Source organism: Cellvibrio sp. BR, from assembly GCF_000263355.1.
Classification (GTDB): domain Bacteria; phylum Pseudomonadota; class Gammaproteobacteria; order Pseudomonadales; family Cellvibrionaceae; genus Cellvibrio.
Window position 1 is genome coordinate 111,290 of the sequence record NZ_JH668206.1, and the last position, 23,738, is coordinate 135,027.

Genomic DNA, 23,738 nt, shown 5'->3' on the forward strand with positions numbered 1-23,738 from the left:
AAAAAAATGAAAGTTCGTGCCCAGATTGGCATGGTGTTGAACCTGGATAAATGTATCGGTTGCCACACCTGTTCTATTACTTGCAAAAATGTTTGGACATCACGCGAAGGTGTTGAATACGCCTGGTTTAACAATGTAGAAACCAAACCCGGTATCGGCTTCCCCAAAGAGTGGGAAAATCAGGATAAATGGAAAGGCGGCTGGCAGCGTAGTGCGGATGGAAAATTAACGCCGCGCATCGGTGGCAAATTACGGGTACTTGCCAATATTTTCGCCAACCCGGACCTGCCGGAAATTGATGATTATTACGAACCCTTTGACTTTGATTACCAACACTTACACACCGCCGGAAAAAGCGAGCACCAACCTACTGCGCGCCCTCGGTCATTAATTACCGGCCAGCGCATGGAGAAAATTAATTGGGGGCCAAATTGGGAAGAGATACTCGGCACCGAATTTGCCAAACGCAAAAAAGACAAAAATTTTGATGACGTAGTACAAACTGAAATTTACGGTCAATTCGAAAAAACGTTTTTGATGTATTTGCCACGTTTGTGCGAACACTGTTTAAACCCGGCTTGTGTTGCCTCTTGTCCTTCCGGTGCGATTTATAAACGCGAAGAAGACGGCATTGTATTAATCGACCAGGATAAATGTCGCGGCTGGCGCATGTGTGTATCGGGTTGCCCCTACAAAAAAATCTACTACAACTGGAAAAGTGGAAAGTCAGAAAAATGTACGTTTTGTTATCCGCGCATTGAAGCGGGTCAACCCACCGTTTGCTCGGAAACCTGTGTGGGCCGTATTCGCTATTTAGGTGTACTACTGTATGACGCTGATCGTATAGCAGAGGCCGCCAGCGTCGCGAGCGAAAAAGATTTATATCAGGCACAGCTGGATATTTTCCTGGACCCCAATGACCCTGGCGTTATTGCGGCGGCGCAAGCCGAAGGGATTCCACAAGCCTGGATCGATGCTGCGCAGCGTTCACCGGTCTATAAAATGGCGGTGGATTGGCAAGTCGCACTGCCTTTGCATCCTGAATATCGCACTTTGCCAATGGTTTGGTATATCCCGCCACTATCACCCATTCAAAACGCCGCGCAAGCCGGGCATGTGGGCATGAACGGCGAAATCCCCGATTTGAAATCCTTGCGTATTCCCCTGCGCTATCTCGCTAACTTATTAACAGCGGGCGATGAAAAACCAGTTGAACATGCCCTGGAACGGATGATTGCCATGCGCGCTTATATGCGCAGCAAACATGTGGACGGTGTGCAGGATTTGGAGGTACTTAAACAGGTTGGACTGGATGTAGTAACGGTAGAGGAAATGTATCGCTATATGGCGATCGCCAATTACGAAGACCGTTTTGTAGTACCCACCAGTCACCGCGCCTATGCCGAAAATGCCTACGATTTGAAAAACAGTTGCGGTTTTAGTTTTGGTAATGGCTGTGGCGATGGCAACAATGATGTGAGCCTATTCGGCACTAAAGCCAAAGGGGTTCGCCAAGTCATTCCCGTTTCGATTCAGGAGTAAGGCCCATGAAATTATTAACCGTTTTATCACTCCTGATGGATTACCCGGAAGACAACTCCGACGAGCTGATAGCAGTATTGCGTATAGGTATGCAGTTAATAGAAACACCTTCGCAACACAAACAACAAATAAACACATTTTTAGATGAATTTTTAAAATACTACGCACACACGTCGCTTCTGGATTTGCAATCGACTTATGACAGTTTGTTCGAACGCGGGCGCGCACTTTCACTGCATTTGTTTGAACATATCCATGGCGAATCACGCGATAGAGGTCAGGCCATGGTGAATCTGCAACAGCAATACCGGGATGCCGGTTTGGATATAGGAGTAAAAGAATTACCCGACTATTTACCGCTGTACCTGGAGTTTTTATCGACCCAGGGTGAAGAAAATGCACGTATCGGGCTTGAGGAAGTTGCCCCAATTTTGGCAGTACTGGCATGTCGCTTGGAAAAACGCAATAACCCCTATGCCGGATTATTTCACTGTTTGCTTTTGCTCTCGGGTGCGGAGGTGAATCTCGACGAATTACATGCGCAATTAGAGCAAGAAAAACGCGATGACACTCCCGAAGCTTTGGATAAAGTTTGGGAAGAAGAAGTGGTGAATTTCGGTGCAGAAAAAAATTCCGAAAGCTGCAGCAGTTCAACCATGCGCCCGACACCACAACAAAGCCGTGATCATGTTGAATTTCTCAATGTCGATGAACTAGTTAATCTACAAGCCAGTGCGCGGTAATAGGAGCAGTTATGAATTACTTGAATACTTTTTTATTTGGCCTCTACCCCTATATTGCACTTTTTATTTGTTTTATCGCGAGTTGGATTCGCTACGATCGGGAGCAGTACACCTGGAAGGCCAGCTCCAGCCAGCTACTAGAAACTAAGCAATTAAAAACCGGTAGCCGTTTATTTCATGTGGGCATCATAGTCGTTTTATTGGGTCATTTTGTCGGCCTATTAACGCCCGTTGAACTCTGGCATCTAGTCGGCATTCACGCTCATCACAAACAAATTATTGCAATGACGCTGGGTGGAATTTTTGGTGTTATTTGTTTCATTGGATTAACAATTTTATTGCGTCGCCGTTTATTTAATCCTCGTATTCGAGCCACCAGCAGTAACATGGATATTGCGGTACTGCTACTACTCTATGCGCAGCTAATATTAGGCCTAGGATCAATTTTTATTTCTGCGCAGCATACCGATGGCGAAGAGATGTTGTTGTTAATGAGCTGGGCACAAAACATTGCCACTTTTGATCCAGCGCAAGCGGCAAGTGCAATTTTATCCGTACACTGGATTTTCAAACTTCACATATTTTTGGGCATGAGCTTATTTGTGGTATTTCCCTTCAGCCGTCTGGTTCATGTAGCAAGCGTACCGGTTAAATATATCGGCCGGAATTATCAAGTAGTGCGCAAGAAAGCATGGCGTTAATGCACAGCGTTTTTTACCGGTGTTGGAGAAAATTATGATTCAGGTTAATCACACTACAATTAATGAACAGGCTGTACTGGCCGAAATGCAATACCACCCGGCAGATTCACAGCGTGAAGCGATGATTAAAGCCGCCGAAGCGTTAATTATTAGCGAGCTGTTACGCCAACGCGCGGAACAACTGGAGTTGCAAGTAGGAGACAACAACGCAGAAGCCTCAGATGAAGATTTTATAGAGGCCTTACTTGCTCAAGAAGTGCAATTACCTACTGCCGACGAGCAGGCGTGCCAACAATACTTCCGCGCCAATGCCCAGCGTTTTATGAGTTCACCACTGCTCGAATTGCAACATATTTTAATTGCTGCAGCACCAGACGATGAACCCGCGCGTATTACAGCAAAACAAGATGCTGAAGCCTTGTTGATAAAATTGCAATTGGGACAGGATTTTTCCCAGCTTGCACAAGAACATTCCGCCTGCCCCTCTAAACAAGAAGGCGGAGACCTGGGTGTTATCAGCCGCGGCCAAACCGTGCCTGAATTTGAACGGCAATTATTGCTCTTGCCAGTCGGTTTACATCATCAACCACTTGAAAGTCGCTACGGCTTTCATATTGTTAAAGTCAATCGCATCACCCCAGGCCAAGCACTGCAATTTGATGATGTAAAAACCAAGATCGCACAGTTTTTACAGGAGCGAGTTCGCCACAAAGCCATAGCACAATACATTCAGCAATTGATTAACGATGCAAAAATAGAGGGTTATGATTTTTCGGCACCAACATCAACGCTTATGCAATAAACCGCTTTAGCTTGCGAGGGTTACACCATGAGCTTAGAAACAGCACACGACTTACTTAACCGAAGCCTGGGTCAGCTAGCACGAAAAATTCCGGGCGCCACAGCTATTTTTCATCGCCAAGGGTTAGATTTTTGTTGCGGTGGCAATAAAAGTCTACGCCGCGCCGCTGAAGAAAAAAATCTGGACGGTGACACTATTGCAAATGCGCTATTAGCAATTGCCAATAAAGGCGAAACACCTGCAACAGAAACAATGCCCTTGGCCGAGTTAATTGATTACATTCTGGAAAATTTTCATCAAGTACACCGCACTGAATTGCCTGAACTGTTGCGCTTGGCCAATAAAGTGGAACGTGTACATGCGGACAAACCCGACTGCCCCCATGGCTTGAGTGAGCATTTGCTACTGATGGCACAAGAATTAGAGCAGCACATGCAAAAGGAAGAAAATATTCTTTTTCCCATGATCAAACGCGGCACCGGCTCAATGGTGCTTGGCCCTATTAGTGTGATGCGCCACGAACACGACGACCACGGCGCGGCGCTGCGCGAATTGGAGCGGCTCACCAATAATATGCACCCCCCCATAGGGGCCTGCAATACCTGGCGCGCACTCTATTTAGGTTTGCAGAAATTGCACAATGATTTAATGGAACACATCCATTTGGAAAACAATTTGCTGTTTGTTAAACAGGAGGAGCAATTTAGTAAGTCGCAGCACAATTCAACTTGCTGCGGCAGCTGTAGTTGATATGAAAAAACCGGACACCACCAGCGCAATGCTCGACTTGGTGCAGCAGATACGTGCACATATCCCCTTTGATGAACTGGATGATGCACGTGTCTGCTCCGGTGCCTGTATTGGCTGTGCAAAAAATTTGCTGGAATATTTAGAGCAGGAAATTATTTATTGGGAATCCAGCCTTGCGCGCGGCGAAACACCCAGCCTGGGTGACATTAATAAACTGGCGCGCAGTGCCAAAAAAATTTACAAAGTGTTGCAGTTAAATAATCTAGTTTAACTATTTTCGCGTAACTACCCATTTGCCGTGAGCGATAAAATTCCACCTTGCTTATCAAATACCAAATACTGCTGAATCATACCGGTGTTGATGCCTGCAATCATGGCATCAAGTGGTTTATTGGCATCGGTGCTACTTGGCGCCTGCGCACCTGTTCCGGCGAGGCTGGCCGCAAATATTAGCGACCAATCCTGACCGGTTTTCGTCGCTTCAACGACTAGCTCAGTGAAGCTGGTAATTTCATCCGGCGTTTTATCCACACACATTTTCGGCGTAAGAAAACCGCCCTCGTTGGCATCGCCATCGGCTACCTCATCAATATCCACAAACACCAGCAATAAACGTTGCGCATCGGCTTGCGCGCGCGCTGCTGTTAAAAAATCATCAAAGTGTTCCATTGCTTAACCTCATTTTGTTGCCCAATAGCACAATTTACGCATTACACGTTCGCGATGAAATACCCACTAAGGCTTAACCACCCTCTTGCCACCTCTCCTACCCCCTTGTGGGTAGCTCTACGCAAAGTTTGATATAGATCAAATATTGAAGCCCGTTCGCACACTAGCCTTGCACCACATATAGACACAAAAGAAAATATAAATACTAGATGTGGTGTTTTATGAAATTTATGCGCTTTGTGAATGAACAAGTTGTATGGCAGGAAGTACCTGGTGAAACCTCACTCGCCTACACCATTACTGGCTGCCCGCTGCGCTGCAAAGGCTGCCATAGCAGCGAGTATCGCAATCCCAAAGTGGGTGAACCACTCTATGGTGATTATTTCCAGAGCCGTTTGGACGCTTATCGCGGCCTGATTAGCTGTGTTGTCTTTTTTGGCGGCGAATGGCTACCGGGTTTATTGCAGCCTCTGCTTGAACAAGCGCGGCGCGCCAACTTAAACACCTGTCTATACAGCGGTTTTGATCTGATACCCGATTGCTTGTTACCGCATTTGACCTATGTGAAAACCGGGGCTTGGGTTGCAGCGCGCGGCGGTTTAGACAATCCCAACACCAATCAGCGCTTTATCGATTTGCGCACAAACGAATTACTGAATTACAAGTTCCACACTAGCGCCAATTGTTAATCATACACTAGTCATTATTCATAACGAGGAGTTTTTATGCTGCGTCTGAACCCTGCCCAACTCAATGAAAAATTAGATTTTATTCAGCATTATTTGGCGGCAGAAAATGCAGCCGACGGTTCCACTATGGACGCCAATGCCAATGTGACGCAAAAAAATATTGCGACATTGGAGGCGGAATTAATGAAAGATTTTTTTGTACAAGTCAACCGCGAACAGGTGCGCCGAAAGATTGCGGAATTATTTGGTGATACTATGGCAGCAGAATATATCCGCCAGATTGAACAGCATGAAATTTATGTGCACGATGAAACCAGCCTAAAGCCCTACTGTGCATCACTCACCATGTATCCATTTTTGTTAGATGGATTAACTAAGCTGGGCGGTGAATCGCGCGCACCACAACACCTGGAATCCTTTTGCGGCACGTTTGTGAATTTTGTATTTGCCGTAAGCTCACAATTTGCCGGTGCCATAGCCACCGTCGAATTTCTCACCTACTTTGATTATTTCGCCCGCAGAGACTATGGTGACAACTACCTGAACACCCACACCAAACAAATCGCCAATCATTTACAACATGTTGTTTACGCGCTTAATCAACCAGCAGCAGCGCGCGGTTATCAAAGTGTGTTCTGGAACATTTCCATTTACGACCAACATTATTTTGATTCAATGTTCGGTGAATTTGTATTTCCGGATTTCACCAAGCCAGAATGGAAGAGCGTTGCACAACTGCAAGATTTTTTCCTGCATTGGTTTAATGCCGAGCGCAGCAAAACCTTGTTGACCTTTCCGGTAGTGACAGTGGCGATGCTCACCGAAAATGGTCAATGTAAAGATCACTCCTTTGCCGCGTCTATTGGCTCACATCTGGCTCAAGGTAGCGCGTTTTTCATGTATCTTTCCGACAATGCCGATTCGCTCGCCTCCTGCTGTCGCCTGCGCAACGAAATTAGCGACCACACATTTTCTTACACACTGGGAGCTGGTGGAGTTGCAACTGGTTCGATCAATGTGATCACAATTAATATGAATCGCCTGGTACAGGATAAACGCGACTTACTCACCGAAGTGAAAAAAATTCACTGTTACCAAGTCGCCTATCGTCAATTAATGGAAGGCTATTTAGCCGCTGGCATGCTCAATGTGTATTCCGCCGGTTTTATCAGCCTGGATAAACAATTTCTCACAATCGGCATTAACGGCATGGTAGAGGCGGCCGAGTCGCAAGGCATTCGTGCCAGCAATAATCCACAATATATTGAATTTGTGCAAAATCATTTAAAAGTCATTTACAACGCTAACCGCGCCGCCAAAGAAGAATTTGGCTACTTGTTCAATACTGAATTTGTTCCGGCTGAAAACCTGGGGGTTAAAAACGCCAAATGGGATAAAGCCGATGGCTATAAAGTGGAGCGTGAATGCTATAACTCGTATTTTTATGTTGTGGAGGACGATCATACCAACCCACTCGATAAGTTTATTATGCATGGCCGCGAGCTAATTGATTATCTTGACGGTGGTTCCGCGCTCCATTTGAATCTTGATGAAGCATTAAGTGCAGATGCCTACGTAAATCTTATCAACATTGCGGCTAAAACTGGCTGTAATTATTTTTGCATCAACGTAAAAATAACTATCTGTAACCAATGCCAGCAGATTGATAAACGCACCTTACATAAATGCCAGGCTTGTGGGTCTGATGATGTGGACTATGGCACCCGGGTGATTGGTTATCTAAAGCGCATTTCCTCATTCAGTGCCGGACGCCGCAAGGAACACAAATTACGTCACTATCATTTAAGAAAAGCGAACACTGCTGTAGATGAAAATAAGAGGACAATCACTAACAAACCGCAATCGGTGCTTGCAGCGGTATGCGTATAAGATTGAAATCCCGAGCAAGTTGATCACCCAACAATAAAATCTCCTCAACCCTTTCTGCACCCGGTACCCCTTAGCCGGTGTGCAGTTTTTTATAGGAATAATCTAGCGATAACGCGCAACATATCCAGCAATTTGTTGTACGGCCGCACCGATACGCGGTGGTAATTGTGTATTTAACTCAATACTGGCCAATAAGTTTTTAATCCCCAAACCCAATTCAGTATCACCATTCATTTCCAGCCGCCGCTGAAAAAACAGCATGTCAGGATCAAGCCTCTGGGTTGCAATCAGCAACAGATCGTAACTGCTAGCACTAAAACGCAGATCGGCCTCGGTCTGTAAGTGCTCAACCACAAGCTTATGATTACGGTAGCGGATGCTGAATTGAACACCTATGTCCTTGACACAAATATTCAGTAATTTATCGCAAAAAAAATCCAATTCACCCGCAGCAATAGCCTCGCGTAGCGCATAGTTAAGGCTGCGTGCCAGCGCCACTTGCTGCAACCGGTCAGGCACCACGCGCGCAGCCCGACTCATTGCGCCAGGCAAATGTGGAATCACTTTTCGTGCGAGAGCTTCTACCCCTTTGCTTACCCTTTGTTGGTATAACATTTTTGCACCTCATGATCGACAATAGAGCTTTACCCATCATGACAAGCTAACACCAGGCTGGCTATAAACCATTGGAGGTAGGCGATGGAATTGTTATGCCCCGCAGGCAATATCCCTGCACTCAAAGCCGCCATTGAAAATGGTGCCGATGCGGTGTATTTAGGGCTGCGCAACGAAACTAACGCGCGTCACTTTGCCGGTTTGAATCTGGACGCCTTAAAACTGAAAGAAGCCGCACACTATGCGCACCAACACCGATGCAAGGTACATCTGGCAATTAATACCTTTGCGCACCCAGATACCTGGCAGCATTGGACAAGCGCAGTAGATGAAGCAATTGCTTGTGGAGTTGATGCGCTGATTATTGCTGACCTGAGCATTCTGCAATATGCCGCCGAACGCTACCCACAAGCAGAACTGCATTTATCGGTACAAGCATCGGCAACTAACGCAGCCGCCATCGATTTTTATGCACAGCAATTTAATGTGCAGCGTGTGGTATTGCCCCGGGTACTGTCTATCGCACAAGTAAAAAATCTGGCGCGCTCATGCACCACGCCCTTAGAAGTGTTTGCGTTTGGCAGTCTGTGCATTATGGCGGAGGGGCGTTGCTATTTAAGTTCTTATTTAACCGGGCAATCACCCAATACATTTGGTGCCTGTTCACCTGCCGAATTTGTGCGCTGGGAAGACCGCAATGGCGTGTTGGAATCCCGTTTAAATAATGTATTAATTGATCGCTTTGGCACTAATGAAACAGCAGGCTACCCAACACTGTGCAAAGGCCGCTTTACACTCGCCGATGAACCCGGCTCAACGCCTTATCATGCATTGGAAGAGCCCACCAGTTTAAACACGATGGAATTATTGCCGGAACTTCTCGCACTGGGTATTCGCTCATTAAAAATTGAAGGGCGCCAACGCAGCGCGGCTTACGTCGCACAAGTTACACGCGCATGGCGCGAAGCCATCGATTGCTGCCGCGCCGACCCTGAGAAATTTTTAGTTAAAAATGAATGGCAGTCTGCACTCGCGCAACTGGCCGAAGGCAGCCAAACCACCTTGGGCGCCTATGAACGTGAGTGGCGTTAAAAATTTATTGTCGTACCTGCAGAGCAGGTATCCATAAACAATACAGGCTCCATTATGAAATTTTCACTTGGTCCAATCTTATATTTTTGGGATAAAAATAGCGTGCTGGATTTTTACCGGACGGCCGCTGAATCCAGTGTGGATATTATCTATTTGGGTGAAACCGTGTGCCCCAAACGACGCGAATTGCGCTTGGAAGATTACATCGCCCTTGCCCACCAATTGCGTGAAGCGGGCAAAGAAGTTGTACTCTCCAGCATGACACTGCTGGAATCTCCAGCGGATTTACGCGAGTTAAATCGCTACTGCGACAACGGCGAATTTTTAATTGAAGCAAATGACATAGGCGCCGTGGGTTTACTGAACGAGCGCGGGCTGCCTTTTGTGGCAGGCAATACACTCAATTGTTATAACCAACACAGTTTGCGCTATTTAATGAAAATGGGTATGCAACGTTGGGTAGTTCCCGTTGAATTACCCCTGCGCTGGATAAAGGCCATGTTAGACAGCAACGAAATAAACGATGTACGCGAATGTATTACTACCGAACTGTTTGCCTTTGGTCACATACCACTAGCGTGGTCAGCGCGCTGTTTTACCGCGCGTGCTGAGGGTAAGTCCAAAGATCAATGCGATTTGTGCTGCATAAAATATCCAGTAGGCCGAGCAGTCACCAGCCAAGAGGGCGAGACATTATTTACATTAAACGGTATTCAAACCCAATCCGGTTATCGCCACAACCTCATTAACGATTTGCAAGGCCTGCATAATACCATTGATATTATTCGTTTAAGCCCCCAAGAAAACGATACCTTTTTGTGGCTAGAGCGCTTTCAACAACAACTACATAATCCAACAACATTTCCTTTGCAAAAGCCTGACTGCAACGGATTTTGGCATGAGCAAGCGGGCAAAGAATTAATCATCGCTAGCACGGGAATCCGCTAAATGGAAAAAGCAATCGCCGTAGTATTGGCGGGCGGCCGCTCCAGCAGAATGGGCGGGCAACCTAAGTGCCTTTGCTCCTTGGGCGAGGAACGCATCATCGACTCATTACTATCAAGACTTACCCCGCAAGTAGATGAAATTCTTTTGAATATTGCCCCCGACTCTACACTGGCGGAGGATATTTTTAGACACCCCACACATAGGCCTGCACATATCAGTGTTGTTAAAGACCTATACTCGCCATTCTCAGGTCCACTTGCAGGCATCGCTAGTAGCATGCAATACCTGCGCGTGGCCAATTCAGCGGTGAACTGGTTGCTCAGTGTCGCTTCTGACACGCCCTTTATACCCACTGATTTGTATAGTCGATTCTTGCAAGCAACAACGCTACACAATAATCACGTTTACGTCGCAAAACACAATCACCAACAGCAGTATGTTTTTGCACTCTGGAATATCTCACTTCTTCCGCAACTGGACGCAATTTTACGCTCAACTAAAAAATACCGAATGCAAGACATATTGCGCCTACTGCAAGCAGTCACCGTTGATTTTTCTAACAGTGAGGAAAACGCTTTTTTTAACGTTAACACTCCTCAGGATTTAATTGCAGCACATTCAATATCAGCGCAATACAAAGACCCTTCAGACCTACCCCGTTATAGGTAGCGGTTACCCACTCAAACCGCCCCGCACCGATAGCAAGCCTAGAAGGTGCACAGTACACTCCTATTGAATGACATGCAGTTATTTATACTCGTGTTGTGAATTATTGGTATCACTAGGAGATTAATTATGGAAAAAAGTGAATACAAATCCTGGTCAGTTGTAATCGCCAGTACGTTTTCATTTACCATTTGTTTCATGATTTGGATGATGTTCGCGGTTATTGGAATTCCTATCAAAGAAGCATTGGCACTCAATGAAACTGAATTTGGTTTACTGATAGCGATGCCTGTGCTGACTGGATCTTTAATCCGTCTACCCATGGGCATGTGGACCGACCGTTTTGGTGGAAGAATCGTATTCTTTATTTTGATGCTTTCAACGGTGATTCCGATTTGGCTAATTTCTTATGCAACTGTCTATTGGCAATTTCTAGTTTTGAGTTTATTTGTGGGCGTCGCGGGTGGTTCATTTACCGTTGGGATTGCCTATTGCGCTCGCTGGTTTAAAAAAGAGCGCCAAGGCTTGGCAATGGGAATATTCGGTGCAGGCAATACCGGAGCAGCTGTTACCAAGCTAGTTGCACCTTTGATAGTAGTAGCGTATGGCTGGACAATGGTTCCCAAAGTTTACGCCGTGCTTATGCTAATCACAGCGATTTTATTTTGGTTTTTTAGCTTTACTGATAAATCCCACAGCGCGGCTAGCAGCATCACTATTAAACAACAACTTGCAGTATTAAAAGATCCACGGGTATGGCGCTACAGTCAATATTATTCAATTGTTTTCGGCGGTTATGTGGCGCTCTCGTTATGGATGACAAAATATTACATCACCGAATACGGCTTTGATTTAAAAACAGCTGCACTCCTGGCCGTTGCATTTAGTTTACCCGGCGGCATGCTGCGCGCATTGGGTGGATACTTCTCTGACAAATTTGGGGCTCACACAGTAACTTGGTGGGTGCTTTGGGTATCGCTCGTGTGTTTGTTTTTTCTCTCCTACCCGCCCACAGAAATAGTAATCACCACCATTGATGGTCCTAAAAGTTTTCACCTCGGTTTGGGAGCAATTACCTTCACTATTATTATGTTTACCATGGGCATTGCTTTCGCAGTAGGCAAGGCATCGGTATTTAAATATATTTCTGATGATTACCCAAATAATATTGGTGTTGTTTCCGGAGTGGTAGGTTTGGCTGGCGGTTTAGGTGGATTTATTTTGCCTATTTTATTTGGTGCGTTAGTCGATTTAACCGGAGTCCGCTCATCCGCATTTATGTTTATGTTTGGCATTATTTGGACCTCGCTAATGTGGATGTACTTTTCTGAAGTACGCCCTGTACATGCAGAGCGTGATTTTTATCGAATTCCTGGAAGTGAAAGAATTGCCCTGACAAGAAGAGAAGTGAATTGATATACATCAATCATTGCTTGCAATAAATTTCTATACTGATTAACACTATTTACTACCGCGCTAGCGAGGCAGAAATGAATAAGAAAGATGCGAACTTACCATTGGTGTATTCCTGTTCTGGCTGTTCTAATGTTGCTCAGCTCGCAAATGATCTTGCCGTCACCCTTGACCGAGAGGGACATGCACAAATGTCTTGTATTGCTGGCGTAGGTGGAAATGTAAAAAACCTGGTAAAAACTGCAAAATCTGACCGGCCTATTTTGGCTATTGATGGCTGCAAAGTCGCCTGCGTAAAAAAAGTATTGGAGAGACACAGTATCGTTCCTCAATGGCACATGGAATTAACTGAATTAGGAATCAAGAAGCGTGACCATGAAGCCTGCAGCCCAAGCGATATGTACAAATCGCTTGCGGCTGCACATAAATTGTTATCTTCAATCTAGCTGTGGGGGTATAGCAAAATGTTTAGGTTCCACTACACAACTTTTTTGCGAACCGAACCGATAGGGCAAACCGAAATACATGTTTCATGTTCATAATAATCTTTACATAGAATGCAAATATCCGTACTCACTTCATAATGTTCAACACCCATAGCGATGGCTTCGCTAGGGCATTCAGGGACGCACATATCGCAGTTGATACAACTATCATCAATCCAAATAATATAATTAGTTATTCCCGGTGCCATCACTAGAAGCTCTCTGCAATCAACATTGCATACTCAATATTGAGCAAGTAATGATCAGGGATAGAATCAGGCAAAGAAACACACACTATATGACCAGAACCCGGTGCAACGTCTATTGATTTTCCCTGAAGCTGATAGATGTGTTCCAAGGTAAAACCTATATTTCCTTGCGGCGTCATCAATAGACACTTATCTCCTATTTGGAATTTGTTTTTTACATCAATAATTAATTGGCCTGAGTCGCTACGATCAATAACTTCACCTACAACCTGCTGCATTCCGATACTAAAATTACGTGTGTAATTCTGCATTTCCTGATGTTGATGACGTCGCAAGAAGCCTTCGGTATAGCCTCGGTTGGCCATGCCTTCTAACTCTGAGAGCAAATTATTATCAAACGGTTTACCGCTACCTGCATCGTCAATTGCACGCCGGTACACCTGCGCTGTACGTCCTACGTAATAAGCGGATTTGGTGCGCCCTTCAATTTTTAATGAATTCACACCAATCGCCACTAATTTTTCTACCAATGCAACCGCACGCAGGTCTTTAGAATTAAACAGATAACTGCCATGTTCATCTTCCTCCAGCAAATACTCTGCTTGTGGATCACCCGCGCTGGCCACAAATATCGAGCGCGATGCCTCCGGCTTTTCATTGACACTATAAGACCAGCGGCAAGCATTGGTGCATGCACCCTGATTCGGATCGCGCTTGTTCATATAGTTTGATATTAGACAGCGCCCGGAATATGCCATGCAGAGAGCGCCATGCACAAACACCTCAAGTTCTATCTCCGGGCAGCGCTGTTTTATTTCTGCGATTTCGTCCAACCCTAGTTCACGAGACAAAATAATTCGGGATATTCCCAGTGCGTGCCAAAACTTTACTGCAGCCCAATTCATAGTATTAGCCTGAACTGAGAGATGTAGTGGCACCGAAGGAAATGCTTCGCGCAACAGATGGATCACACCTGGGTCGGAAACAATTAATGCATCTGGGTTAAGCTCCACGACCGGGGCGATATTTTTTATCAGATCATTAATTTTTGCATTATGGGGTAACAGGTTTACCACTACATAAAAGCGTTTATTTTGGTTGTGAGCCTCGGCAATACCAATTGCCAAATTATCCAATGTAAATTCGTTATTGCGTACGCGTAGACTATACCGCGGCAGCCCTGCATAAATCGCATCAGCACCATAAGTAAACGCCACGCGCATCGCTTTTAGGCTTCCAGCTGGTGATAGCAATTCTGGTAGCATCATAAAAAAATCCACAAATAAAAAAAGTGGAGAGATTAAATTATATTTACTGAATATTATTTGATTTAGCGCAAGCTTAATCGCCTCATGCTAGCGAGAATGCATACCCAATAGGAGGTATGCCGCAACCCTATTTACGGCAATTACAACTCCAGGGAATACTAACTACCATTGATAAACGCCGAGCTTAATGACCTAAGGTCATCCCGATTATGGAATTAAGCCAATGGGTTTTTTTGGAAACGAAAATGCCTCCCGGATTTGGAAAGGTGTTTTATGTTGGTTGAAAATCCACTTACGGATACATTTGCGCGCGCATTTACCTATTTGCGGTTGTCGCTAACCGAAAAATGTAATTTTAGTTGTAGTTATTGCCTACCTGATGGCAGTGAATGTCACTCAATGAACGATGATTTAACACTCATCGAGATTCGTCGTTTAGTCACCGCATTTGCCTTATTGGGAACGCAGAAGATTCGCCTGACCGGCGGTGAACCAAGTTTACGTCGCGATCTGTGTGAAATCATCAAAACGTGCAAAGGTGTTACAGGAATTAATTCAGTAGCACTGACTACCAACGGCTTTCGACTGGAAAAAGATGTGGCTACCTGGCGAACGGCTGGGTTAGATTCATTTAATGTCAGTATTGATAGCTTGCGCCCGGAGATGTTTCAACTGATCACTGGCAGCGGAAAACTGCGCAGTATTTTAGCAGGCCTTGATCAGGCTCAGGAACTTGGTTTTAACCAACTCAAAATTAATACTGTGTTGCTACGCGAACAGAATGCCCGCGAGCTGGACGATTTTCTTGCATTTATTAAAACCCGAAAAATCACCCTTCGTTTTATTGAGTTAATGCGCACTGGCGACAACGCGGATTTTTTTTCTCGCCAACATCTAAGTGGAGCAAGTATTGAGCAACGGCTGCTAAGTGAAGGTTGGGCCCAGAAGATTCGCAGCATTAATGCTGGACCCGCCAAAGAATTTATCCACCCGGATTACATCGGCTCCATCGGCCTGATAATGCCCTACAGCAAAAACTTTTGTTCAGACTGTAATCGCCTGCGGGTATCCAGCAAAGCAGAACTATATTTATGTCTATTTGCTGAGCAGCATCAATCCCTGCGGCATTTATTGCAGTGTGATGATCCAGAACCAGTGATCCATTTTTTACGTGCCGCACTGTTGCACAAAACTGCTGGTCATGAATTAGCCCAACTACATACTGGATCAACCCGTCACCTCGCCATGATTGGCGGTTAAGGTAATTTACCAATTTAAACTGGAGCATTTTCCATGGGGCATCACACCACAGACACTATTCAACCGCTGGCGATTGCCGTACTTACGGTATCAGACACTCGCAATTTGGAAACGGATACATCAGGTACTGCGTTGGTAGAACGCTTACAAGACTCCACGCATCAACTGGCCGCGCGCGCGTTGGCAATCGACGATATCTATCAAATTCGGGCGCAATGTTCGCAGTGGATTGCCGATGAAAAAATTCAGGTTATTTTAATTACGGGAGGCACGGGTTTTACCGGACGCGATTCAACCCCGGAGGCCATGACCCCCTTATTTGATAAAACTGTAGAGGGTTTTGGCGAATTATTTCGCCAGATTTCCTATCGCCATATAGGTTCTTCCACTATTCAATCTCGCGCGGTAGCTGGGCTTGCAAACAATACGCTGATTTTTTGCTTGCCCGGTTCCACTAACGCTTGCAAAACCGCCTGGGATGAGATTATTAAGTACCAACTAGATTCCACTCAAGGCCCGTGCAACTTCGTTCCGCATTTAAAAATGACCGCACGTGCTGCTTGTGAAACTCGAGGATAGATAATTTTTATGCTCAATAATCATCTGCACACTACCAGCCAATTACCCACCCTCACTCATCTCGATCACACTGGTGCTGCCTGCATGGTGGACGTGAGCGATAAAAAAATCTCCAAACGCATCGCGGTCGCGAGTGCGATTGTGAGCACGCGCCCCGATGTGATTGAACTGATCAATAATGCCGGCCTGAAAAAAGGCGATGTATTAGCGGTGGCGCGTATTGCGGGCATTATGGCGGCAAAAAAAACGGCTGATTTAATTCCTCTCTGTCACCCACTTGCGCTATCAAAAGTCAGTGTAGAGTTTGATTGCAATGCTTCAGTTGGGGCAATATTTATTCGCAGCCGCTGCGTTACTAATGGTCAGACAGGCGTGGAGATGGAAGCACTAACGGCTGCAAGTATTGCCGCACTGACTATTTATGATATGTGCAAGGCCGTAGATAAAAATATGGAAATAAGCAGCATTTATTTGGAGCAGAAATCCGGAGGCAAAGGCGGCGACTGGCATAAGGATAATCGACATGATTAAAGTATTCTTTTTTGCAGAACTACGCGAAAGACTCCAGTGTGCTGAATGCTTTGTTACCGACTTTTACGGTACCACAGTAAAATCCCTACTTGAGCAATTAATCGCCGATCACCCTGAGTGGGAAAAAATATTTTCAGAAAAAAAAATACTGATTGCCGTTAATCATGCAATGGCGAACGTAAATGCTAATATCGTCGCAGGTGATGAAGTGGCTTTTTTTCCGCCGGTCACCGGTGGCTAGAGGTAAATAATGATTTTCACCATTCGCGTACAAACCGAGGATTTTGACCTAAAAACCGAATACGATTCACTTAGAGCGATCAGTGCACCTTGCGGTGCTGTGGTGTTGTTCACCGGTCTAGTACGTGACTTTTTACCACCGCAACAACTGGTCGATTTGACCTTGGAACATTATCCGGTGATGACTGAACACGCATTGCATAAACTAGTTGAACAAGCACGCAGGCGTTGGCTTTTGTTAGGGGTAACTATTATTCATCGTACCGGCAGACTTATGCCGGGTGATCAGATTGTCATGATTGGAGTTAGCAGTGCACACCGAGCCAGTGCATTTGACGCGGTGCAATTCCTGATGGATAAGCTCAAAACAATTGCTCCTTTTTGGAAAAAAGAAACTATAAAACGCTATCCGAATAGCAAACTAGAGTCCTATTGGGTTTCAGCCAAAGACAGTGACGAGCAACTCGCCCAGCGCTGGTAAATCTCCCCCCCAGATTACCCCTCCTAACTGAAGTTTAATGGTTGTAAGAGTTTCGGACGTTATTTTCAATTATGAATATAAAAAATATTTGTTATCTATTTGCAGCGCTAATCTTGTTATCTAGCAACGACACGCTATCTGACGATAATCTTCAACGAATTATTGGTATGGCAAAGGATTACTGCGGATCATGCCATTCAATGCCGAACCCTAATGTAGCCCCCAAAAAAAGTTGGCCAAGAATAATTGAGACCATGAATGAAATTGCCTTAAAGAAATACGGGAAGGCAATCATAGACGCTAATCAAACGCGGGATATTACGGCATTCTATTATGGCACTGCACCTGAAAATTTGCCCGCCCTGCCTTACAACAAACCGTCAGACAGGCTGACATTCAAACAGCATGTAGTTGGCGCAACTCAAGATATGCCCCTTATCACCAATATCAAACTGGCAGCTATTAATGGCAGTAAGAATCCCGATTTTATAGTAAGTGATATGAGCAATAATGCGGTATTTTTACTATCAAAAGATAACGGAAAATGGAATGAGCAAAAAATTGCTGACATAAGCACATCTGTTTACGCCGATATTATTGATTATGATGGTGATCTTGATAACGATATGCTTATTGGAGATATTGGCGTTCTTCCGTATACCGATAAACAGGTAGGGAAAATTTTTCTACTCAGAAAAAAAACCGGCGGAACATTTTCCAAAGAAATGCTTATGGATGGCATAGGCCGTATTGCAGAAGTCAGAGCCATCGACGTAGATAAGGATGGCGATCTTGACATAATAGTTGCAGCCTTTGGAGGAGGTAATAGCGGTGAAATATTCTGGTTAGAAAATCAGGGTAACAACAAGCATGCAAAACGAAGCCTATTAAACGTGACCGGTGCACTCAACATAATTCCTTGGGATATAAACAACGATGGGCACATGGACTTCATTAGCCTCATATCTCAAGAGCATGAATTATTTATGGCTTTTATTAATCAAGGCAACAAACAATTTACTCAAAGTGTGCTCGCACGCGGCCCACACCCCATGTTTGGTTCCACCAGTATGCGCTTGGTTGATTTGGATTTAGATGGCGACATGGATATTTTGTTTACCAATGGCGATGCTTACGACACTCAAAATGATTTAAAACCGTATCATGGCGTTCAGTGGTTAGAAAACCTTGATGGTAAAACATTTAGATACCGCGATATAGGCAGGTTTTATGGAGCAGCCTTGGCACTAGCCGGCGATATGGATAATGACGGCGATTTGGATCTAGTGGCGAGCAGCTTTATGAATGATTGGAATGATCCAAAACGACAAAGCATGGTTTGGTTTGAAAATGACGGCAAGCAGAACTTTATTCAACACGACCTTATCGCCAAACCAGCGAGCATTGCATCATTTGAATTAGCCGATGTCACCGGAGACGGATATTTGGATATTATTGCCGGTAGCCTTAGGTTGGATCTTTTATTTAAAATGAATAACTCAAGTGATAAAAGTAAAGACGCAAAGCCAAGTCCTACACCAAGAATTGTGATTCTTGAAAATATGGGGAGAAAATAAAAAATTAGCTGCAAAAAATCAGCCTCACCCTAAAAACATCTTTCCTCCGGCAACCAACAGTACCAACGCCATTACTTGGCGAATAAGGGTAGCACTAAAACGTTTGCTGCCGAATTCCGCACCCAACCAGCCACCCAATATGGCGGCAACTGCCCAATAGCCAATGCCCTCTGGCAATACCGGATGCATGGAAATGACCCCTAGCAAGCCCGCTACGGAATTTACCAAAATAAATACTGCGGCTACACCCGAGATTACGCGAGTTTCCCCCCAACACAGAAATAACAATAGAGGGCTCAGGAAAATTCCCCCGCCGACACCGACTAACCCCGACAAGAACCCAATAATTAACCCCGCACACATTAACAACCATTTTTTTGGTGCCTGTATTTTTTGGGGAGGCGCTTTTTTAGCAGTTAAAAACGAATGGAATGCCGCATAAATTAATACAGCACCCAGAATAGGTTTGTAATAATCACTTGGAAGCGTTAGTCCGCCACCGAGATAAGCGCAGGGAATAGAGGTGATAATTAATGGCCACAGCAGCGACCAGGAAAATGCATCAGTGCGAATATATTTAGTACTGGCGATAGTGGCGACTAAAATATTTAACGCAAGTGCGGCCGGTTTCAAACTTTCCGGGGCGAGCCCCGCAAGCGCCATAATTGCAATATAGCCAGAGGCACCCGCATGTCCCACTGAAGAATACAAGACGGCCGCAAAAAAAATACCGCAAGCAATTAACAGCGATAGTAAATCCAAAAAAACCTCACCGTAATTAGCGAATAAAGCTATCGAAAGGGATAACGGTGACCGTTTCACCTGGCAGTACTGTCCCCCGCTCTGCCTCCAGGCGAATATAACAATTAGCCTTTGCCATACTGCTTAACACGCCAGAGCTTTGCGAACCGGCGCTAACAACGGTATTAACACCTTGCTCACTCGCTAAAACTCCACGCTGAAAATCCATTCGCCCAGGATGCTTTTTAAAGGATTGTTTTGCGATAGCATTCAGTTGCACTGATTCAACCGATTTCTCACCCGCTAGATATCGCACCGCAGGCACAACAAGCTGATGATAAGTGACCGCAGTTGAAACAGGATTGCCCGGCAACCCAAAGAACCAACCTGCTCCTAAACGGCCAAAAGCAAAAGGTTTTCCCGGCTTCATCGCGACTTTCCAGAAGTCAATTTGGCCTAACTCTTCCAATATTGTTTTGGTGTAGTCCGCATCACCCACAGAGACCCCACCGGTAGAAATGACGACATCAGCCCATTGTGCAGCCCGCATAAACGCTGCGCGAAGACCTAACAGATCATCGGCGATAATACCGATATCTTTTATTTCGACGTTTAATCGTTGCAAGAGTGCGCATAGCAAAGGGCGATTGCTGTCATAAATTTTATCCTCGTCGTGCGTACTGCCAAGTGACAATAACTCGTCGCCCGTAGATAACACAGCGATACGCAACTTCCGCCAAACCTTGATGCGCGCAATCCCCAGCGATGCTAGCAAACCAATATCCAGCGCACTTATACGATGTCCTTTACTCAGAACTTCACTGCCCTTTTTTATATCGTCACCGGCGCGACGAATATTTTCGCCTTGCACCACAAGTTTGTTCAGATGCAGTGTTTGAGCAGTACGCGTAACATTTTCTTGCATCACCACGGCATCGGCACCACCTGGAATCATCGCACCGGTCATAATGCGCACAACTTGCATTTTACCGAGCGCCGACTGCACACCCTCTTGCTCTGTAAAGCGAAAGGGGTGCCCAGCCAGAGACTGACCAATCACATCAAACACAGCACCTTCAGTTTGTGCATCACCAGTACGCAGCGCATAGCCATCCATTGCAGAGTTATCACCGGCAGGAACATTAATGCTTGCCAACACTGATTCAGCGAGCACCCGATCCAATGCGAATGCCAATTCAACCCACTCAGCTTCCTGCACTGGAGTTAATTGTTGGTGCATACGCAATAACGCGTCATGTACTGATAACAACCCAGGCTGTGAACAACAATCCATTAGCATATCTCTACTGAAGATTAGTTTTGTTGATTAATCATCCACACGGCTGCTTCTACGCGTGAGCGCAAATGCAATTTTTTCAGCAAATGTTTAACGTGCACTTTGACTGTGCCATCTGAAATATCCAATTCGCGGGCAATGACTTTATTACTCATGCCCTTGGCAATTAATTTCAGAATTTCCAATTCACGCTGGGTGAGACTGTCACTACCCACAGCACCTTTTGTGGTGGGATTGCGAATGGCGGTGGCCAGTACCTGCGTGACCGCTTCACTCAACACCATTTTGCCGGATAAGGCGCGTTCGATTTGCACCAGCATATCTTCCGGTTCCATGTCTTTTAGCAAATAGCCATCTGCACCCGCTGAAATTGCACTGAGCACATCCTCATCGGCATCGGACACAGTGAGCATCACAATGCGCGAGGTGACACCTTCATCGCGCAAATGGCGTAGTGTTTCCAAACCATCCATGCCCTGCATATTCAAATCCAATAAAATTAAATCAGGGTCTAGTTCACTCGCCAATTTAATCGCATCTTTGCCATTGCTCGCTTCGGCTACGACTTCCATCTCACCCGACAGTGTTAAAAGTTGACGCAACCCTTTACGCAATAAAGGGTGATCGTCCACCAACATAATGCTCGCGGCCGTTTCTGTCACAAGACTCTCCTCAATATCAATACATCATCATCTGCAGTTTAACTGCTTACAGAACCTAAGGGCAGCGCATGCCCCTTTGTGGGTAGATAGATCAAACGCACCTACCCCTATTGGGCAGGTCGGGTAACACTTCTAATACCCCAACTTAACACTGAGGTTGAATAGTTTCCATGTCTGCGCAAAGCCATAGTGATACTTGTGGGAAAACAACTTTTTGACCGAGGGCTTCACATGTCTGACCTAAAACAATGGGAACCGGAACAGCAAACGTTCTGGGATTCACGCGGGAGAGCAATTGCCAATCGCAATTTGTGGATCTCAATTCCAAGCTTACTCTGTGGCTTTGCCGTTTGGATGCAGTGGAGCATTATTACCGTGCAAATGCTGAATCTTGGCTTTCCCTATCAGGCCGGCGATTTATTCAGCCTCGCGGCAATTGCCGGTTTAACCGGAGCGACACTCCGCATTCCAGCAAGTTTTTTTATTCGCTTGTGCGGTGGCCGCTACACCATTTTTTTAACCACCAGTTTATTGATGCTACCTGCAATTGGAACCGGTCTGGCTTTGCAGGATCAAAACACGCCGTTTTGGGTGTTCCAATTAATGGCGCTGCTCTCCGGAATTGGCGGGGGTAATTTTGCAGCGTCTATGTCTAACATCAGTTTTTTTTATCCTCGTAAGCAGCAGGGATTAGCACTTGGCCTAAATGCCGGGTTAGGTAATTTCGGTGTGACCAGTATGCAAATTCTGGTACCGCTGTTTATGACATTTGGCGCCTTTGGCGCATTGGGTGGCGACCCAATGGTGTTGAAATCTGCAAGCGGCACTTTAATCGGTGCCATCCCTGCGGGTACCGAAACCTGGATTCAAAACGCGGGGTTTGTCTGGTTACTGCTGCTCATCCCACTCGCTTTTGCGATTTGGTTTGGTATGAACAACATCAACACCGCAGAGGTAAGTCCCAATCTGGCAGGCGGAGCGCCGCGCTCTTTTGCGATCATTATCGCAATGATGTTAATTGGCTTCGCAACCTCGGCGCTGGGGCTGTGGCTAATCATGCCTGCCAGTGTCAATGGCTCCGGCTTTGGGATCCCCAAAGAACTGGTACTGGTGCTGGTATTGTTTGCCACAGTGATGTTACTCAAAGCGCTACCAGGGACTATTCGCACCAGTCTTGATCGCCAATACAAAATTTTTAACAACAAACACACCTGGGTAATGAGTGTGTTGTATGTGATGACTTTTGGCTCATTTATTGGTTTTTCAGCAGCCTTCCCGCTGTCTATTCAAGTCATTTTTGGTTTTAGTCATGTAACTATCGATGGAGTGATGACCCACAATACCCTCAACCCGAATGGCCCAAGCGCTCTGACTTACGCATGGATCGCCCCCTTTATTGGCGCACTCATTCGCCCGGTAGGAGGTTGGGTATCTGACAAGTTTGGTGGTGCACTGGTCACACAAATGTGTGCGATTGCCATGGTTATTTTGTCGATAGTTGCGGCTTATTACATGCGCATGGCCTATCAATCCGCCAGCCCTGAGCAGTATTTTGCGCCCTTCTTTTTAGTGTTCTTGGGTTTGTTTGCCGCAAGTGGTATGGGTAATGGTTCAACCTTCTGCTCCATCGCCAATATTTTTCCTAAAGAACAAGCGGGCCCGGCACTGGGATGGACCTCTGCGGTAGCGGGTTATGGGGCATTTTATATTCCGCAAGTATTTGGCGAGCAAATCAAAGCTGCCACACCGGAATATGCGATGCTGGGTTTTGCGGTATTTTATCTGGTGTGTGTGTTACTAAACTGGTGGTTTTATTTACGCAAACAGGGCGAATTTTATAATCCCTGAAAACCTTACAACCTTGAGCAGGTAGTGCAATCCAACCACT

At 45.6% G+C, this 23,738-nt stretch carries 27 protein-coding genes and 1 riboswitch; of the genes, 20 read left to right on the forward strand and 7 right to left on the reverse strand.

Annotation, left to right across the window (positions count from 1 at the left end; genetic code table 11):
- The first annotated feature begins 6 nt into the window (after positions 1–6).
- Genes narH through O59_RS18760 form a run of 6 tightly spaced genes read left to right on the forward strand, consistent with a single transcriptional unit; the run spans position 7 to position 4,809 of the window.
- The gene (narH, locus tag O59_RS18735) at positions 7–1,542 is read left to right on the forward strand and encodes a nitrate reductase subunit beta (protein WP_007645526.1); all 1,536 of its coding nucleotides are present in this window, start codon (positions 7–9) and stop codon (positions 1,540–1,542) included.
- A 5-nt stretch (positions 1,543–1,547) separates the two neighbouring features.
- On the forward strand, positions 1,548–2,285 hold the full coding sequence (narJ, locus tag O59_RS18740; protein WP_007645528.1) for a nitrate reductase molybdenum cofactor assembly chaperone: 738 nt from the start codon (positions 1,548–1,550) through the stop codon (positions 2,283–2,285).
- Between the two features lie 11 nt (positions 2,286–2,296).
- On the forward strand, positions 2,297–2,986 hold the full coding sequence (gene narI, locus O59_RS18745; RefSeq protein WP_007645530.1) for a respiratory nitrate reductase subunit gamma: 690 nt from the start codon (positions 2,297–2,299) through the stop codon (positions 2,984–2,986).
- Between the two features lie 34 nt (positions 2,987–3,020).
- On the forward strand, positions 3,021–3,788 hold the full coding sequence (locus O59_RS18750; protein WP_040393472.1) for a peptidylprolyl isomerase: 768 nt from the start codon (positions 3,021–3,023) through the stop codon (positions 3,786–3,788).
- 27 nt (positions 3,789–3,815) lie between these two features.
- A complete protein-coding gene (ytfE, locus tag O59_RS18755; protein WP_007645535.1) occupies positions 3,816–4,538 on the forward strand; it encodes an iron-sulfur cluster repair protein YtfE in 723 nt (240 codons plus the stop codon).
- A 1-nt stretch (position 4,539) separates the two neighbouring features.
- Positions 4,540–4,809 carry a hypothetical protein gene (locus O59_RS18760; RefSeq protein WP_007645537.1) on the forward strand — a complete coding sequence of 90 codons (270 nt, stop codon included), beginning with the start codon at positions 4,540–4,542 and terminating at the stop codon, positions 4,807–4,809.
- A gap of 14 nt (positions 4,810–4,823) precedes the next feature.
- Here the strand turns inward: O59_RS18760 and O59_RS18765 are convergent, their stop codons facing one another.
- Complete coding sequence (locus O59_RS18765; protein ID WP_007645539.1) at positions 4,824–5,207, reverse strand: hypothetical protein; 384 nt, start codon at positions 5,205–5,207, stop codon at positions 4,824–4,826.
- Between the two features lie 221 nt (positions 5,208–5,428).
- Here O59_RS18765 and nrdG point away from each other — a divergent pair, with 221 nt between their 5' ends.
- Together nrdG and nrdD are read left to right on the forward strand one after the other, a co-directional pair.
- Positions 5,429–5,896, forward strand: a complete 468-nt coding sequence (gene nrdG, locus O59_RS18770; protein ID WP_007645540.1) for an anaerobic ribonucleoside-triphosphate reductase activating protein — start codon at positions 5,429–5,431, stop codon at positions 5,894–5,896.
- Positions 5,897–5,932: 36 nt separating this feature from the next.
- Positions 5,933–7,786: an anaerobic ribonucleoside-triphosphate reductase gene (gene nrdD, locus O59_RS18775; protein ID WP_007645542.1), complete on the forward strand. Its 1,854-nt coding sequence runs from the start codon at positions 5,933–5,935 to the stop codon at positions 7,784–7,786.
- Positions 7,787–7,888: 102 nt separating this feature from the next.
- Here nrdD and O59_RS18780 read toward each other — a convergent pair whose 3' ends face one another.
- Entirely contained in the window at positions 7,889–8,401 is a 513-nt protein-coding gene (locus tag O59_RS18780) for an SCP2 domain-containing protein (RefSeq protein WP_050977123.1), read from the reverse strand.
- Between the two features lie 84 nt (positions 8,402–8,485).
- Between O59_RS18780 and O59_RS18785 the strand changes: the two genes are divergently transcribed.
- From O59_RS18785 to O59_RS18805, 5 genes are all read left to right on the forward strand, one after another.
- Positions 8,486–9,493 carry a peptidase U32 family protein gene (locus O59_RS18785; protein WP_007645545.1) on the forward strand — a complete coding sequence of 336 codons (1,008 nt, stop codon included), beginning with the start codon at positions 8,486–8,488 and terminating at the stop codon, positions 9,491–9,493.
- Between the two features lie 54 nt (positions 9,494–9,547).
- Positions 9,548–10,441, forward strand: coding sequence for a U32 family peptidase (locus tag O59_RS18790; protein WP_007645546.1), 894 nt, complete (start codon positions 9,548–9,550; stop codon positions 10,439–10,441).
- The gene (gene mobA, locus O59_RS18795; protein WP_007645547.1) at positions 10,442–11,110 is read left to right on the forward strand and encodes a molybdenum cofactor guanylyltransferase MobA; all 669 of its coding nucleotides are present in this window, start codon (positions 10,442–10,444) and stop codon (positions 11,108–11,110) included.
- Between the two features lie 126 nt (positions 11,111–11,236).
- Positions 11,237–12,523 (forward strand): nitrate/nitrite transporter, encoded by a 1,287-nt coding sequence (locus O59_RS18800; RefSeq protein WP_007645548.1) that lies wholly within the window; start codon positions 11,237–11,239, stop codon positions 12,521–12,523.
- A 74-nt stretch (positions 12,524–12,597) separates the two neighbouring features.
- Positions 12,598–12,966 carry a putative zinc-binding protein gene (locus O59_RS18805; protein WP_040393476.1) on the forward strand — a complete coding sequence of 123 codons (369 nt, stop codon included), beginning with the start codon at positions 12,598–12,600 and terminating at the stop codon, positions 12,964–12,966.
- 32 nt (positions 12,967–12,998) lie between these two features.
- On the opposite strand, the gene O59_RS22340 is transcribed toward O59_RS18805, so the two are convergent.
- Positions 12,999–13,214 carry a 4Fe-4S binding protein gene (locus O59_RS22340; RefSeq protein WP_040393479.1) on the reverse strand — a complete coding sequence of 72 codons (216 nt, stop codon included), beginning with the start codon at positions 13,212–13,214 and terminating at the stop codon, positions 12,999–13,001.
- Between the two features lie 2 nt (positions 13,215–13,216).
- Positions 13,217–14,479: a U32 family peptidase C-terminal domain-containing protein gene (locus O59_RS18815; protein ID WP_040393547.1), complete on the reverse strand. Its 1,263-nt coding sequence runs from the start codon at positions 14,477–14,479 to the stop codon at positions 13,217–13,219.
- Positions 14,480–14,646: 167 nt separating this feature from the next.
- Positions 14,647–14,767, forward strand: a riboswitch (molybdenum cofactor riboswitch).
- Between O59_RS18815 and moaA the strand changes: the two genes are divergently transcribed.
- From moaA to O59_RS18845, 6 genes are all read left to right on the forward strand, one after another.
- Entirely contained in the window at positions 14,756–15,742 is a 987-nt protein-coding gene (gene moaA / locus O59_RS18820) for a GTP 3',8-cyclase MoaA (RefSeq protein ID WP_007645554.1), read from the forward strand. Its footprint overlaps the riboswitch before it by 12 nt.
- A gap of 33 nt (positions 15,743–15,775) precedes the next feature.
- Positions 15,776–16,321 carry a molybdenum cofactor biosynthesis protein B gene (gene moaB, locus O59_RS18825; protein ID WP_007645556.1) on the forward strand — a complete coding sequence of 182 codons (546 nt, stop codon included), beginning with the start codon at positions 15,776–15,778 and terminating at the stop codon, positions 16,319–16,321.
- Between the two features lie 9 nt (positions 16,322–16,330).
- Positions 16,331–16,852, forward strand: coding sequence for a cyclic pyranopterin monophosphate synthase MoaC (moaC, locus tag O59_RS18830; protein WP_007645558.1), 522 nt, complete (start codon positions 16,331–16,333; stop codon positions 16,850–16,852).
- On the forward strand, positions 16,845–17,093 hold the full coding sequence (locus O59_RS18835; RefSeq protein ID WP_007645560.1) for a MoaD/ThiS family protein: 249 nt from the start codon (positions 16,845–16,847) through the stop codon (positions 17,091–17,093). Before moaC ends, O59_RS18835 begins: the two co-directional genes overlap by 8 nt.
- 9 nt (positions 17,094–17,102) lie before the next feature.
- Complete coding sequence (locus tag O59_RS18840) at positions 17,103–17,573, forward strand: molybdenum cofactor biosynthesis protein MoaE (protein ID WP_007645562.1); 471 nt, start codon at positions 17,103–17,105, stop codon at positions 17,571–17,573.
- A 254-nt stretch (positions 17,574–17,827) separates the two neighbouring features.
- Positions 17,828–19,150 (forward strand): VCBS repeat-containing protein, encoded by a 1,323-nt coding sequence (locus tag O59_RS18845; RefSeq protein WP_007645564.1) that lies wholly within the window; start codon positions 17,828–17,830, stop codon positions 19,148–19,150.
- A 24-nt stretch (positions 19,151–19,174) separates the two neighbouring features.
- Here the strand turns inward: O59_RS18845 and O59_RS18850 are convergent, their stop codons facing one another.
- The 3 genes from O59_RS18850 to narL are packed head-to-tail and all read right to left on the reverse strand — an operon-like array spanning position 19,175 to position 21,850.
- On the reverse strand, positions 19,175–19,912 hold the full coding sequence (locus tag O59_RS18850; RefSeq protein ID WP_040393482.1) for a sulfite exporter TauE/SafE family protein: 738 nt from the start codon (positions 19,910–19,912) through the stop codon (positions 19,175–19,177).
- Positions 19,913–19,928: 16 nt separating this feature from the next.
- Complete coding sequence (gene glp, locus O59_RS18855) at positions 19,929–21,185, reverse strand: gephyrin-like molybdotransferase Glp (RefSeq protein WP_040393485.1); 1,257 nt, start codon at positions 21,183–21,185, stop codon at positions 19,929–19,931.
- Between the two features lie 20 nt (positions 21,186–21,205).
- On the reverse strand, positions 21,206–21,850 hold the full coding sequence (narL, locus tag O59_RS18860) for a two-component system response regulator NarL (RefSeq protein ID WP_007645575.1): 645 nt from the start codon (positions 21,848–21,850) through the stop codon (positions 21,206–21,208).
- Between the two features lie 231 nt (positions 21,851–22,081).
- Between narL and O59_RS18865 the strand changes: the two genes are divergently transcribed.
- Positions 22,082–23,698: a hypothetical protein gene (locus O59_RS18865; protein ID WP_007645577.1), complete on the forward strand. Its 1,617-nt coding sequence runs from the start codon at positions 22,082–22,084 to the stop codon at positions 23,696–23,698.
- The last annotated feature ends 40 nt before the right edge of the window (positions 23,699–23,738 follow it).